Genomic DNA, 14,597 nt, shown 5'->3' with positions numbered 1-14,597 from the left:
TACACATGACTAAGAAGATTACGACTTTATTATTTGATTTAGACGGGACTTTGATCAATACGAATGAATTGATTATTAAAACGTTTCAACATACGTTGGGAGTTTATTTTCCAGAGAGAACATATGAGCGCGAGGATATTTTGCCGTTTATTGGGCCTTCCTTGATTGATACGTTTACGGGGTTAAATCCGGAAAAAGCGCAGGAAATGGTGGATCATTACCGGGCGTTTAATAAATTGCATCACGATGAATTAATTTTGGAATATGATGGGGTTTATGAAGCGATTAGAGCGCTGTATGAGGAAGATTATAAATTGGCTATCGTTTCTACTAAAATGTATGACATGATTTTAAAAGGACTTCAAACGACTGGTTTGGATAAATACTTCCAAGTTGTGATTGGTTTAGATCAAGTTGCGGCGCCAAAACCAGATCCAGAGGGCATTAAGATGGCGTTGAAATTGCTCAATTCGACAGCAGACGAAGCGATTATGGTCGGTGATAATTACCATGATATTGAAGCGGCACAAAATGCGAATGTGAAAAGTGCTGGTGTTGCTTGGGCAATTCGTGGTGCGGATTATTTAAGAGGCTACAACCCAACGTATATTTTGAATTCGATGGGTGACCTTTTGGATATTGCGAGGGAAGATTAGTGCGCCGAACGAAACGATTTAAGGCGAATGATGGTGTAAATCCACTTTGGAAAGTATATAAAACAGTGTCGTTTGGGCGCACATTGAAGAATACGCTTGTGATTGAATGCGGGCGTATTTTTCCTTTTATGCGGGGGAAACGGTGGCTTTATCGGCATGGTTTGGGTATGAAAATTGGTGAGAACACATCCATTGCCTACAAGGTGACAGTGGACCTTTTTTATCCGGAGAGAATTACGATTGGGCGAAATTCGGTGATTGGTTTTAATACGACGATTTTGACGCATGAATATTTGATTCAGGAGTACCGTATTGGAGATGTGACGATTGGTGATGAGGTCATGATTGGCGCGAATGTGACGATTTTACCTGGTGTAAGTATCGGCGATGGAGCTGTCATTGGAGCAGGTGCGGTCGTCTCAAAGGATATTCCAGCGCGCAGTTTTGCTCGTGGGAATCCGATTGTTATAAGTGAACTAGAAAAGTAACTCCCCCTGATTGCTTTGTTTTATGGTATACTCAACTTACTTGGAAAATGCGCGGAGGTTAAAAATTTGAAAAATAGTAAAGAGGATAGTAACAAAATTTATCCGTTTAGACCGAATGGGGAGTTTTATTTTCAGCGAGGCATCGAGGCTTTTCGTAATCAGGAGATGTCGGAAGCTTTGCGATATCTGGAACGTGCGGCTTTTTTTGAGCCAGATGAGCCTGTGATTATGTGTCAGCTGGCTATTTGTTATACAGAGTTAGCTCAGTTTGATAAGTCCAATCAGATTTTGCGTCGTGTGTTGGATGAGGCGGATGATATTCATTATTGTTATTATTTTATGGCAAACAATTATGCATATATGAAAGAGTTCAAGCAAGCATTGCAGCACGCGAACAAGTATTTAGCACTTGTTTCTGAAGGCGAATATGTGGAGGAAGCAAAAGATTTAATTCAGCTTATCATGGAAGAAGCTCCCCTCTCGAGTTTTGGCGTTAGTGATATGTCAGAAGTTGAGAAGGATTTCTTCGCCTTTAAAATGAAGGTGGATCAGCTAATATCAGAAGATAAATTAGATGAGGTCAGCCAGTTTTTAATTGCTGAGATTGGGAAAAAACCAACTTTTTGGCAGGCGTATATAGAACTTGCTGGGATTCGTTTCAAAGAAGAGCGATTTGTGGAAGGTTTGGCGATATTAGAAGATGTGTTGGCACGCGACCCTGGAAATTTCATGGCGTTGTGCGAGCTCTATTTGTATGCCCATTATCAGGCACAATGGGAGCAGGCGGATGCCATTTTGAAAGAGCTTGGGAAAGTGGAGCCATTTATGTCATCGCAACGTGAAAAATTGGCGCGGATTTATGCAATGGCTGGTGAATATAAACATGCGGATTACTTGTTTGTGAAAGTGGATCAGTTGGAAATCTTGGATCGGTATGCCTATTATTATTACAGAGCGGAAACGGCCTTCTTTTTAGGGCGTCTTGATGAGGCGCGGGATTTTTGGGATCATTTCACATTGATTGATGGTGAAGATTTAGCGTTCCCGTGGGAATATCCTGATTTATTAGCGAATGATGAACGCCTGGTTTTAGAGAAATTAGCAAGTGATGATAGATTGGAGCACTTGTTTGGTGTATATTTGCTGACAGTTTCTGATAAACAGCCCGCTTTAGTTATGTTCAATGATTACTTTGATATGACTGGATGGGACTTTTTTGAGCATTTAATTTTCTCTGAGTTTGAGTTTTTACCCGATAGTCGGGATGCCGCTAATTGTAATGGGGCAATCGCGATTTTGGGGCGTTTTGAAGAATTAGATTTCCCTGCAAGAGTAAAGACGGCTCCGATGTATTTATTTGTCCTTGATTTTATGAAGCGTTCGATTGATCAGAAATATGATTTGCGGACGAAAAATTTGGATGGATTGGCTGCGGCGATTCTGTATCGATTTAAGTTTGGAACGCAGAAAGTGATTGCCGAATGGTTTGGCGTTTCTGTTGCGACGCTTCGCAAGTATTTGCTTGAAATCGAAGTGTTTTGAGCAGATAAATGGACGTAAAACGTGTGAAGGTTTACGATAGTTCTATGGTTAGATTGGAGGAATCACAGTGAGTGAAGAAAGAATTTATGACGTTATTATTATCGGTGCTGGGCCTGCGGGAATGACTGCGGCGCTATATACTTCCCGTGCTGATTTAGATACTTTAATGATTGAGCGTGGTGTTCCTGGTGGTCAAATGGTGAACACAGCTGACATCGAAAATTATCCTGGTTTTGATAGCATTCTAGGACCAGATTTGTCGGAAAAAATGTTTTCCGGCGCGAAACAGTTTGGTGCGGAATATGCGTACGGTGATATTAAATCGGTTGAAAACGGTGAGGCATTCAAGACAGTCGTTGCGGGTTCAAAGACGTTTAAAGCACGTTCGATTATCATTGCTACAGGAGCAGAACATCGTAAATTAGGCGCGGAAGGTGAAGATAAGTACAGTGGTCGCGGCGTTTCTTATTGTGCGGTATGTGATGGAGCCTTCTTTAAAAATCGCGAGTTAATCGTCGTTGGTGGCGGGGATTCTGCTGTAGAAGAAGGAGCCTATTTAACACGTTATGCAAGCAAAGTAACGATTGTGCATCGTCGCGATAAATTACGAGCACAGCAAATTTTGCAAGATCGTGCTTTCAAAAATGAGAAAATCGAATTCATTTGGAATAGTACAGTGGAAGAGATTGTTGGTGATGACATGAAAGTGACCGGTGCTCGTCTTGTTTCAACGGTTGATGGCTCTACATCGGAATTGAACGCAGATGGGGCATTTATCTATGTCGGCCTTGTACCGCTTTCGAGTGCTTTCCAAGGGCTCGGTATTTTGGATGATGAGGGTTATGTTATTACGAATGAAGAAATGGAAACATCTATTCCAGGGATTTTCGCGGCCGGAGATGTTCGTGTGAAGTCGTTGCGTCAAGTTGTTACAGCAACTGGTGATGGTGGCTTAGCAGGGCAAAATGCACAAAAATATGTGGAAGAATTAAAAGAAGCTTTAGTGGAAAAACCACAATTGTAATATTAAAATAGGTAGCAGTCGACTAAATCTAGATTTTAGATGTGGTTGACTGTTTTTTGTAATCTGATTTTACGAAATATCGGTTAGAATGCGCAATAGTATTGTAGATAGGATATTGAAATAGAGGAGCAAAATCAGCATTAGAGTTGATTTCAGCCCCTCTCTTTTTTTTACGCATTATTTTTCTCGTGTGTCAGTAGCCATTCTTTACGTGGGATACCACCACCATAGCCAGTTAGAGAACCATCGCTTCCAATCACACGATGACATGGAACGAGTATGGAGATTTGATTGGCACCATTTGCTCTTGCAACGGCTCGAAATGCTTTTGGATGACCGATTTTTATAGCTAATTGAGCATATGATGTAGTGGAACCGATAGGAATTTTTTGAAGTTCACGCCAAACAGTTTGTTGAAATCGTGAGCCAATATAAGTAATCGGTGTCTCAAAAACGGAGAGGCTTCCTTCAAAATAAGCATCCAGTTCCCGCGCTAATTGCTCAAAAATCGGACTTTCACCTGGAATTACAGCAGCATGCCATTTTGTTCGTAAGGATTCAATTTCGGTTTCTAAACCACGCCGGTCAACGAATTCTAATAAGACTAGGGCGCTATCATTTGCAATGGCAATCATTGATCCAAGCGGTGTTTCAAGCCATTTGGATACGAACATATTTAGTGATGTTGCTTTTTTAGGGATTGTTCCCATTGTTCGTGTAAAAGCATCGCGGAAACCGTTTCCTGAATTGTAACCACCTTCTAGTTGTGCCTCTATAATAGGTTTACCGTTACGAATATAGTCAAAAGCGAAGCCAAGCCGTCTCGCTCGTGCGTATTCAATGAATGTCATACCGAATTGTTTTTTAAATTGTCGCCTAGCAGTATTAGCACTGATGGAGAGTTCATCAAAATCTTTATCGGTCCATTTACGTTCGGGATGTGCCTCGATGGCTTGGACGAGTAGTTTGACTTCTACGGATAGTTTACTCGGATTGCTCAGCGGCTGGCATCGTTTACACGGTCGATAGGAAGCTAAAAGTGCTTCTTGCGCTGTATCGAAAAACTCACAATTCTCTTTGTTAGGCTTTTTTGCTGGGCACGTGGGGCGACAAAGTATGCCTGTCGTTTTCACGCCTACATAGAAGACACCTTCATAATTGGAATCTTTTTTGATGAGCATATCGTAAAAATGATCAATTTTTGACTGTTCTGTAATCATGCTATTCGTGCTCCTTTCGTCATCGTTATGTAAACTCATTTTATCATCTCCTAATTATTTGATAAAGCTATTATAATACGTGCTATAAAAAGGGATACCAATAAAATTAACAGCAATATCGCGGACTACTAAAAATATTTAGTAAAATTAGTTGATAAATTTTACTAAATAAATTATAATGAGCCTAAGAGAACTTATATTGAGTGTGGAGGTATATGAGAATGGATTTTTCAAAATTGAAAGCAGATTTTGCTCAGAGTTTTAATCGCACGGATGGTGCGTTGTTTTTTGCCCCTGGTCGTATTAATTTAATTGGGGAGCATACAGATTACAATGGAGGGCATGTTTTTCCGTGTTCGATTACACTTGGGACTTATGCGATTGCAGCGAAACGAGAAGATACGACGGTTCGCTTGATCTCACTTAACTTTGAGGATTTGGGAATTATTTCGTTTGAATTGGCCGACTTGGAATATCGCAAAGAAGATAGTTGGACGAACTATCCGAAGGGTATGATAAAGTATTTGAAAGAGGCTGGTCACGAGATTAATCAAGGGATGGATATTTTGTATTGGGGTAATATTCCGAATGGAGCTGGACTTTCTTCTTCGGCTTCGATTGAGTTGTTGACAGGCGTTATTTTAGAGCGGTTGTTTGGACTGGAACTGGCAAATATGGAGTTGATTTTGACTGGAAAACGGGTAGAGAATGCGTTTATTGGTGTGAATTCAGGAATTATGGATCAGTTTGCAATTGGGATGGGTCAGAAAGATATGGCGATTTTGTTGGATTGTAATACGCTTGAGTATGAACTGGTTCCGGTGAAGCTTGATGGTTATACGATTGTGATTATGAACACAAATAAGCGACGTGAGCTGGCGGATTCGAAATACAATGAGCGTCGAAGTCAATGTGAGCAGGCGCTGGAGGAGTTACAGAAAGAACTTTCTGCGAAGACACTTGGTGAATTAGATCTGGAAAATTTTGAGAAGTACCAACATTTGATTTCGAATGAGACGCTCGTTCGGCGGGCACGCCATGCAGTGAGTGAGAATGAACGGACAATTTTAGCAACAAAAGCACTTAAAAATGGAGATTTGATGACATTTGGCGAATTAATTAATCAATCTCACATCTCTTTACGTGACGATTATCATGTAACTGGGGTAGAATTAGATATGTTAGTGGAAACGGCTTGGGAGCAACCAGGCGTTTTAGGAGCGCGGATGACAGGTGCTGGTTTTGGTGGGTGTGCAATTGCTATCGTGGAAACAGCTCGCACGGATGCGTTCATTGAAAAAGTTGGGCTGGCCTATGAGGATAAGATTGGCTATCCCGCTGCGTTTTATATTGCAAATATTAGTGATGGGGCAAAAGCCATCAAGGAGGAATAGGAAATGAGTATTTTAGTATTAGGTGGCGCGGGCTATGTAGGCTCACACGCGGTGGATCAGTTGGTAAATAAAGGTTATAAAGTTGTTGTTGTCGATAATTTACAAACAGGTCACGCGGAGTCTTTACACCAGGATGCTACATTTTACAAAGGTGATATTCGCGATAAAGCTTTCATGCAAGGTGTTTTCAAAAAGGAAACAATTGAAGGCGTGATTCATTTTGCGGCGAATTCATTGGTTGGTGAATCGGTGGAAATGCCGCTGGAATACTTTAATAATAATGTGTATGGAACCCAAGTCACACTGGAAGTGATGGAGGAGTTTGGCGTTAAAAATATCGTTTTTTCTTCTTCGGCTGCGACATACGGCGAACCAAAAGTGATTCCTATTACAGAAGATGCACCGACAAATCCGGAAAGCCCTTATGGTGAAACGAAATTGATGATGGAGAAAATTCTAAAATGGTGCGATAAGGCGTATGATACGCGCTTTGTGGCGTTGCGCTATTTCAACGTGGCGGGTGCAAAATTTGATGGTACGATTGGTGAAGATCATAGTCCAGAATCGCATTTAGTGCCGATTATTTTGCAAACAGCACTTGGTCAACGTTCAGAGCTATCGATATTTGGTGACGATTACCCTACAGAAGACGGGACGTGTATTCGTGATTACGTTCATGTTGTCGATTTGATTGATGCGCATATTTTGGCGCTGGAGTATTTAAAAAATGGCGGCGAAAGTAATATTTTCAATTTGGGTAGTAGCCAAGGTTTTTCTGTGAAGGAAATGTTGGAGGCTGCTCGAACAGTTACTGGAAAAGAGATTCCGGCGAAAATTGTACCTAGACGTGCGGGCGATCCGAGTACGCTGATTGCTTCGAGCGATAAGGCGCAAGAAGTTTTGAAATGGAGTCCACAGTTTACGGACGTGAATAAAATTATTGAGGATGCTTGGAATTGGCACTCTAAGAATCCGAACGGTTATGCTAACTAAAAACACATGAGGTGTAAACAATGATAGTAGATCAGTTTGTAGATGTTGCAATAAAAAATGGTGAATTGGCAGAATTGGATCGGATTTATATAACGAACCGGTTGCTGGATTTGCTAGGCTGGTCGGAAAAGCGTGCGGTGGCAGTTAATGCCGCCGCAGATCGCTTAGAAATGCTGGATCAGTTGACAGAATTGGCTGTGGAATCGGGTGTGATTGGTACGGTACTTGCGGAACGAGAGATTTGGCAAAGCAAGGTAATGGATTTATTTGTTCCAAGTCCATCAGATTTAAATGCTGAATTTTGGGAATTATATGAACGGTCACCTCGAGCGGCAACGGATTATTTTTATAAGATTAGCTGCGCGAGCGATTATATTAAGACGCGGAGTATTGCCAAAAATATTGAATATCGGGTGGAAACAGCGTACGGTGAGCTGGAAATGACAATTAATTTGTCGAAACCAGAGAAAGATCCGAAACAGATTGCTTTAGAGAAAATGATGAAAACGGTTGCTTATCCTGTCTGTGCATTGTGCGTTGAGAATGAAGGTTATGCTGGCCGTATGGATTTTCCGGCGCGAACGAATCATCGAATTGTGAGGATGCGTGTTGGTGATGAGGAATGGGGGTTGCAGTATTCGCCATATGCGTATTATGAAGAGCATTGTATTTTTCTGTCAGCGGAGCATCGGCCGATGGTGATTGAGCGAGATACGTTTGCCCGGTTGGTTGCGATTACAGCACAGTTTCCTGATTATTTTGTGGGATCAAATGCTGATTTGCCGATTGTCGGTGGTTCCATTTTGTCGCATGATCATTATCAAGGCGGAGGACACACGTTTGCAATGGCGAAAGCGCCTGTACATAAGGATTTCCCTACTTATTCATGGGCAACTTTTCCAAATGTTACGATAGAGATTGTAAAATGGCCAATGTCGGTGATTCGGTTGCGTTCGGCGAGTATGACGGAAATTGTGGAGGCTGCGGATGTCCTCATGCAAAAATGGAAAAACTATTCGGATGCATCGGTTGAAGTTTTGGCGTATAGTGGAGAGGAGAGGCATAATACGATTACGCCGATTGCGAGTCGTTGTGATTCATTATTTGAGTTGTCGCTGGTGCTACGGAATAATCGGAGGACGACGGAACATCCGGACGGACTTTTTCATCCACATCAAGAGTTGCATCATATCAAGAAAGAGAATATTGGCTTGATTGAGGTGATGGGGCTTGCTGTGCTACCACCTCGTTTGAAACCCGAGCTTGAGGAAGTCGCGCTTTATCTATTGGATCAGCCGAATAAGATGGCAGATTATCATCGGGAATGGGCGGATCGTTTGAAGCGGGAAGGTATGTTTGATGCGGAGACGGTGGAACATTTTCTGCAACAGGAGGTCGGGAAGGTGTTTATGCAAGTATTGACGGATGCGGGTGTTTTTAAGGATACGCCGGACGGGATACGGGCGTTTGATAGATTTATGAGATTGGTGATAGAGACGGAGGAATTAGAAAATGAAGATAAGTGAGCGAAAGTTTGGGGAATTAAAGGGGCAAGATGTGACGGAGTTCTGTTTGGAAAATGATCACGGTGTGCGTGTCCGGGCGTTGAATTACGGTGGTATTGTAACGGAAACATGGGCACCTGATGCGAAAGGGGATTTTGCGAACGTTTCGCTGGGGTTTGGGACGCTGGATGAGTATTTGGTGCATTCTCCTTACTTTGGTGCATTGGTAGGACGGGTTGCTGGACGGATTGGTGATGCGCGCTTTGAGATGGATGGAAAGACGTATCAGCTGGCGAAAAATGAAGGAGCGAATATATTGCACGGCGGGCCGAATAATTTCAGTAAGCAGATCTGGAATTCGGAAACGCTGGAGACGGAGGATGCGATTGGTGTTGTGTTTTCGTTGACGAGTCCAGATGGCGAGAATGGCTTTCCAGGGAATTTGGATGTTCGAGTGACATATACGTTGAACAATGCGAATGAGTGGCGGATAAAGTATGAGGCAAAATCGGACGCAAAGACGGTGTTTAATCCAACGAACCATGTTTATTTTAACTTGACGGGGGATGTGGCGCAAACGATTTTGGATCAGGAGCTGGAGATGTGTTCTAGTCGCTTTGTAGCTTTGCGTGAAGATTCGATTCCAACAGGGGAGCTGGTTGATGTGACTGGGACACCATTTGATTTTCGGATGTCGCGTGTACTTCGGGATGGTGCGACAAGTGAGCATCCGCAAAATGTAATCGTCAAAAACGGCTATGATCATGCGTTTGTCTTGGATCATGATGAAACTGGGATGCCGGACGCGCGTTTAGTGGATCAGAATAGTGGTCGCGTGGTGGAAATGCGAACAGATTGTGAGTCAGTTGTTATTTATTCTGGAAATCAGTTGACTGGAAATTTTGCGATAGATGGTGTGGTTGCTCCGAAATACGCGGGTGTGACGATGGAGACGCAAGGGCTACCGGACTCGATGAATCATGAGGGCTTTGGCTCAGCAGTTATTCAGGAGGATGAGCTTTTTCAATCAGAAACGGTATTTACATTTAAGACATTATAAGACAGTTTGAAGGCTAGGGATGGAGTATTCCGAGCCTTTTTACTTGAAAATAGACGTGTTGCACAATTCCTGATAAAATAGAGGGGATGCTTCACGAATGTAGGCAGAGGAGCGTGTTAGGACAATGGCAACGATTAAAGATATTGCGAAACAGGCGGGGGTTTCGATTGCAACGGTTTCGCGGGTGCTGAATTATGATGAAACACTCTCTGTCGGTGATGATACGAAAAAACGTATTTTTGAGGCGGCAGAACAGCTTTCTTACACGAAGCACAAACGTAAGCAGCAAAAGAAAAACGCAAAAATAGCAATTGTACATTGGTATTCGGAAAAAGAAGAATTGAATGATTTATATTATTTATCCATTCGTGTCGGTGCAGAGCGCAAGGCCGAAGAGGAAGGCTATCAAGTATTGCGCGTTTTTCAGGATATCCCGGAGCAGACGCTTGGCAATGTGGAGGGTATTATCGCGATAGGCAAGTTCAGTCAGGCACAAATTGAAGCTTTGACGGACTGGAATCCTAACATTTGTTTTGTTGATTTTGACCAGTCGGTGCAGAAATATGATTCGGTTGTTGTTGATTTTCAGCAGGCAACAGTGTCGGTTTTGGACCATTTTATTGAAAAAGGGCATCGAAATATCGGTTTTATCGCAGGGGAAGAGCAGTTTAGTGATGACTCAGCGAATATTATTGATGCGAGGTGGCTTGCTTTTCGAGATTATATGAAGCGAAAAGGACTCTATGACAAGAAATATTGTTTTTCGGGGAAGTTTTCGGTTAAAACAGGGTATGAGTTAATGGTGAGGGCAATTGCAGATCTTGGCGATGATTTACCGACGGCGTTTTTTGCAGCGAATGATTCCATTGCAATTGGATGTTTACGGGCGCTTCAGGAGCAGGGAATCGCTGTGCCGGAACGGGTAAGTGTAATTGGCCTGAACGATGTGAGTGTTTCTAAATATGTTTTTCCACCGCTTAGTACGGTGAAGGTATATACAGAATTGATGGGTGAAACTGGCGTGGAACTTTTGCAGGAGCGCTTGCTTGCCGGTCGGTCGATTACTAAAAAAGTAACGCTATCCACGGATTTAGTGATTCGGGAAAGTAGTTTGTGAAAAGGGGCGAAAAATGATGCAGTGGAGAGAAGAGTATCAGAAATGGTTGGCAAATGAGGCGTTGGAAGCGGGTTTGAAAGAGGCGTTGCATGGAGAGAAAGACGAGAAAGTGTTGGAGGATAGTTTTTACCGCAATATGGAATTTGGTACGGCGGGGATGCGTGGTGTGTTAGGCGCTGGAACGAACCGAATGAATATTTATACGATTCGCAAGGCTTCGGAAGGTTTGGCACGTTATGTTGCTGAGAATGGAGAAGAAGCGAAGAAACGCGGCGTTGTTATTGCGTATGATTGCCGCCATATGTCGACGGAGTTTGCCTATGAATCGGCACGTGTACTTGGGTACCATGGCATTAAAAGTTATGTGTTTGAGACGCTTCGCCCGACGCCAGAATTGTCGTATGCAGTGCGTTTTTTGAATACGTTTAGCGGTATTGTGATTACAGCGAGTCATAACCCTGCGGAGTACAATGGATACAAGGTTTACGGAGAAGACGGTGGACAAATGCCGCCACATGGTGCGGATGCTGTGACGCGTTATATTGATGAGATTGATGATATTTTTGCCGTGAAAGTGGCCGACAAGGAGAAGCTGATTGCGGATGGGATGCTGGATGTGATTAGTGAGAAAGTGGATACGCCATATTTAGAAGCTGTAAAAACAGTAGTCGTGAACAATGAACTTGTTGAAAAACACGGTAAGGATTTGAAAATTGTTTTCACACCGCTTCATGGGACAGGTGGTATGCTAGGATTGAAGGCGCTAGAGAGCGTTGGTTTCACAAATGTGATTCAAGTTGCCGAGCAGTTTGAGCCTGATCCTAACTTTACAACAGTAAAATCACCAAATCCGGAAAATCGGGAAGCGTTTGAAGTTGCAATTGGTTATGGCGAGAAGTACGATGCCGATTTACTCATTGGAACAGACCCTGATGCGGATCGTCTCGGTGTTGTGGTTCGAACGAAATCAGGAAAATATGATGTGCTTAGCGGTAATCAGATTGGCGCGCTAATTTTACATTATTTATTGAAGCAGAAAAAAGCACAAAATGAGCTACCAAAAAATGCTGCGGTTTTAAAATCGATTGTTACGTCTGATTTGGGAACTGTCATTGCAAAACATTTTGATGTGAAAATGATTGAAGTTTTGACTGGATTTAAGTTTATCGCGGAGCAAATTCATAACTTCGAAACGACTGGCTCATATACGTATGAGTTTGGATATGAAGAAAGTAATGGTTTCATGGTGAAGCCGTTTACGCGTGATAAAGATGCGATTCAAGCACTACTTGCCATTTGTGAGGTAGCGCTTGACAGCAAACAGGCTGGAAAAACGCTAGCTGAGGATTTAGAAAAAATCTATGAGCAATTTGGTTATTTTAAAGAAGATTTGGTTTCTTTGACGATGAGTGGGAAAGACGGCTCTGAGCAAATTAGTGATATTATGAAATCATTCCGAGCATCGATGCCAGAAGCAATGGGCGGTGAGAAGATTGCTAAAGTAGAGGACTATCAATTGAGCGAGCGCCACTATCTGGATGACGATAAGAAGGAAACGATTGATATGTCGAAGTCGAATGTTATCAAATGCTTCCTGGAAGACGGATCATGGTTCTGCCTTCGCCCTTCTGGAACAGAGCCGAAAATCAAGTTTTACTTTAGTATAAAGGGAGAAACCGAAGCGGCCGCGACGGAGAAATTAAAACGCGTTCGTGAAGGTTTGCTGAAAATTGTTGAGAAATAGTAAAAAATCGCCTTACTGGGAAACTAGTTTGGCGATTTTTTGTATATCATTATGATTATCCGCATATTTAATATAAAAGCTTGCGGCGCTTCGTGAGGTCGGCGGTGACGAATTGTTCATCAAGGTAGGATGAGAGCTCCAAGCTAAACTTGATTTTCCGAATGCCGCTTTGTTTTCGATTCGTTTTTATAAAAAGGACGCCGAGTTCGAAAAACAGATGGCTTAGTTGGAAGGTACTATTCTGTTTTTGGCAACAGGAGATGCCGAGATGCAGATATTCGATGGCCGTCAGGTTTTCCGCTTGGTTTGCGTAAGCGCGCGCGATATTTAAGTAAATAGTCGGCATCAATGGGAAAGCCTCCACTGGTTTATGTAGAAAAAGTAAGCATTGATTCAGTTGTTTGAGGGCATTGATATCATTATTGTCTTCAAAATAGGCGAGCATCAAATAGCTGTGAATCAAGGTTTCGTGTGTTGTGGTGCGCTGAGCGTTTAGCAGGAGCGCCTCTTCTAAGTGTTGAATCGCATTTTGGGGATGATGTTTGTAGAGAAGCTCGCAGACTCCGAGATAGAAATAATAATGCGTTGCTTGGGAGTGGGTTTCGAATAGAGCAAGTGTTTTTTTATGTAGGCTGGCGTATAATGTTTCAAAATCGTGACTAAGGAAGAGCTCTTGTAGCTCTTTTTTTAATTGGATAAACGGTGAATCTAGTTGGGATGTGGAGAGGAGTGTGTCTATTGTGATGTCTAGTTTTTGGCAGATGTTGTGGACGATGATGACGCTTGGAATTTCTAGACCTTGTTCGACACGACTAAGTAAGCTTTGGGAACAGATGCCTTCTGCTAGCTGTTTTTGAGTGAGTTCTAAGTTTGTTCGCAAGTATTTAATACTTTTTCCGAGTTCCATATTACATCACCTCATTGATCAATTTATGCGAATAGTCATTTGAAAGATAGCGCATTCTTTCTTAGTATAAAGGTTACAAGATAAAATTCAAGTAGTATGCGCTTTTCATGAAGGAGACGAAGGTGATGAGAGAAAAATGGTTACTGCTAGACCAACGAAAGCTTGATCCAGCAGTGAATATGGCGGTGGATGAGAAGTTAATGGAATGGCATCGGGCTGGGCTGATTCCGCCTGTTTTACGATTTTATGGCTGGACACCAGCGGGACTTTCGGTTGGATATTTTCAGCGTACTGAAGGAAAAATTGATCGTGAGGCAGTTGAAAAACATGGATTTAGGCTGGTGCGGCGACCAACTGGTGGTCAAGCGGTGTTGCACGATGATGAATTAACATATAGTTTTGTGATTGCAGAGAATCATCGGTGTGTTCCAAAAACGATAAAAGACGCGCATAAATTGATTTCTGAAGCTTTGCTATGTGGCCTGCAAAAACTAGCTATTGATGCGAATTTTGCGGTACCAGAAGAGAAGATGCAACCAGGTGGAACGGCAATTTGCTTTGAAGAGCCGTCTTGGTATGAAATTACATTGGATGGTAAAAAGGTGATTGGTAGTGCGCAGGCGCGGCAGGAAGGGGTTTTATTGCAACACGGGTCGATTCCACTACATATGAATGCGGTTGAATTGTTTGATTTGTTCGTGTTTGAAAATGAGCGTTTGAAGGAACGGATGCTGCGTGCTTTTGGCGGGAAAGCGGCGGGAATTTTTGATTTGATTGGTAGAGAGATCCCGCTAAATGAGATGAAAGAGGCTTTCCAGGAAGGGTTTACGGAGATTTTTGATGTGGCGTTTGAGCATTTTTCGTTGACGGATGAGCAGTGGAGTGAGATTCATGAGCTCGCGGAGGAGAAATTTAGACGGGAAAGTTATTTATTTTCGCGATGAAAG

The 14,597-nt window shown here is 42.5% G+C and carries 13 protein-coding genes; 11 read left to right on the top strand and 2 right to left on the bottom strand.

Going from position 1 to position 14,597, the window contains the following annotated elements; genetic code table 11:
• The first annotated feature begins 5 nt into the window (after positions 1-5).
• From ppaX to trxB, 4 genes are all read left to right on the top strand, one after another.
• Entirely contained in the window at positions 6-656 is a 651-nt protein-coding gene (gene ppaX, locus PROCOU_RS00640; protein ID WP_036069015.1) for a pyrophosphatase PpaX, read from the top strand.
• The gene (locus tag PROCOU_RS00635; RefSeq protein ID WP_036069013.1) at positions 656-1,144 is read left to right on the top strand and encodes an acyltransferase; all 489 of its coding nucleotides are present in this window, start codon (positions 656-658) and stop codon (positions 1,142-1,144) included. Before ppaX ends, PROCOU_RS00635 begins: the two co-directional genes overlap by 1 nt.
• Before the next feature lie 66 nt (positions 1,145-1,210).
• Positions 1,211-2,686 (top strand): tetratricopeptide repeat protein, encoded by a 1,476-nt coding sequence (locus PROCOU_RS00630; RefSeq protein ID WP_051994011.1) that lies wholly within the window; start codon positions 1,211-1,213, stop codon positions 2,684-2,686.
• A 67-nt stretch (positions 2,687-2,753) separates the two neighbouring features.
• Positions 2,754-3,710 carry a thioredoxin-disulfide reductase gene (gene trxB / locus PROCOU_RS00625; protein ID WP_036069011.1) on the top strand — a complete coding sequence of 319 codons (957 nt, stop codon included), beginning with the start codon at positions 2,754-2,756 and terminating at the stop codon, positions 3,708-3,710.
• Between the two features lie 170 nt (positions 3,711-3,880).
• Here trxB and PROCOU_RS00620 read toward each other — a convergent pair whose 3' ends face one another.
• Positions 3,881-4,930, bottom strand: coding sequence for a bifunctional transcriptional activator/DNA repair enzyme AdaA (locus PROCOU_RS00620; RefSeq protein ID WP_036069063.1), 1,050 nt, complete (start codon positions 4,928-4,930; stop codon positions 3,881-3,883).
• 221 nt (positions 4,931-5,151) lie between these two features.
• Between PROCOU_RS00620 and PROCOU_RS17390 the strand changes: the two genes are divergently transcribed.
• The 6 genes from PROCOU_RS17390 (at position 5,152) to PROCOU_RS00590 (ending at position 12,743) form a co-directional block, all read left to right on the top strand.
• A complete protein-coding gene (locus tag PROCOU_RS17390; RefSeq protein WP_036069010.1) occupies positions 5,152-6,324 on the top strand; it encodes a galactokinase in 1,173 nt (390 codons plus the stop codon).
• A 3-nt stretch (positions 6,325-6,327) separates the two neighbouring features.
• The gene (gene galE / locus PROCOU_RS17385; protein ID WP_036069009.1) at positions 6,328-7,317 is read left to right on the top strand and encodes a UDP-glucose 4-epimerase GalE; all 990 of its coding nucleotides are present in this window, start codon (positions 6,328-6,330) and stop codon (positions 7,315-7,317) included.
• A 20-nt stretch (positions 7,318-7,337) separates the two neighbouring features.
• Positions 7,338-8,843, top strand: a complete 1,506-nt coding sequence (galT, locus tag PROCOU_RS00605; RefSeq protein ID WP_051994009.1) for a UDP-glucose--hexose-1-phosphate uridylyltransferase — start codon at positions 7,338-7,340, stop codon at positions 8,841-8,843.
• On the top strand, positions 8,830-9,882 hold the full coding sequence (locus PROCOU_RS00600; protein ID WP_036069008.1) for an aldose epimerase family protein: 1,053 nt from the start codon (positions 8,830-8,832) through the stop codon (positions 9,880-9,882). Before galT ends, PROCOU_RS00600 begins: the two co-directional genes overlap by 14 nt.
• A 124-nt stretch (positions 9,883-10,006) precedes the next feature.
• Positions 10,007-10,999, top strand: coding sequence for a LacI family DNA-binding transcriptional regulator (locus tag PROCOU_RS00595; RefSeq protein WP_036069007.1), 993 nt, complete (start codon positions 10,007-10,009; stop codon positions 10,997-10,999).
• A 16-nt stretch (positions 11,000-11,015) separates the two neighbouring features.
• Complete coding sequence (locus PROCOU_RS00590; protein WP_036069059.1) at positions 11,016-12,743, top strand: phospho-sugar mutase; 1,728 nt, start codon at positions 11,016-11,018, stop codon at positions 12,741-12,743.
• Positions 12,744-12,810: 67 nt separating this feature from the next.
• Here the strand turns inward: PROCOU_RS00590 and PROCOU_RS00585 are convergent, their stop codons facing one another.
• Positions 12,811-13,650 (bottom strand): helix-turn-helix domain-containing protein, encoded by an 840-nt coding sequence (locus PROCOU_RS00585; RefSeq protein WP_036069006.1) that lies wholly within the window; start codon positions 13,648-13,650, stop codon positions 12,811-12,813.
• A 125-nt stretch (positions 13,651-13,775) separates the two neighbouring features.
• Here PROCOU_RS00585 and PROCOU_RS00580 point away from each other — a divergent pair, with 125 nt between their 5' ends.
• Positions 13,776-14,594 carry a lipoate--protein ligase family protein gene (locus tag PROCOU_RS00580; protein ID WP_036069005.1) on the top strand — a complete coding sequence of 273 codons (819 nt, stop codon included), beginning with the start codon at positions 13,776-13,778 and terminating at the stop codon, positions 14,592-14,594.
• Positions 14,595-14,597 lie beyond the last annotated feature (3 nt).

Source organism: Listeria rocourtiae FSL F6-920 (assembly GCF_000525975.1).
GTDB lineage: Bacteria > Bacillota > Bacilli > Lactobacillales > Listeriaceae > Listeria_A > Listeria_A rocourtiae.
This window is presented reverse-complemented; position numbering and strand designations above follow the sequence as displayed.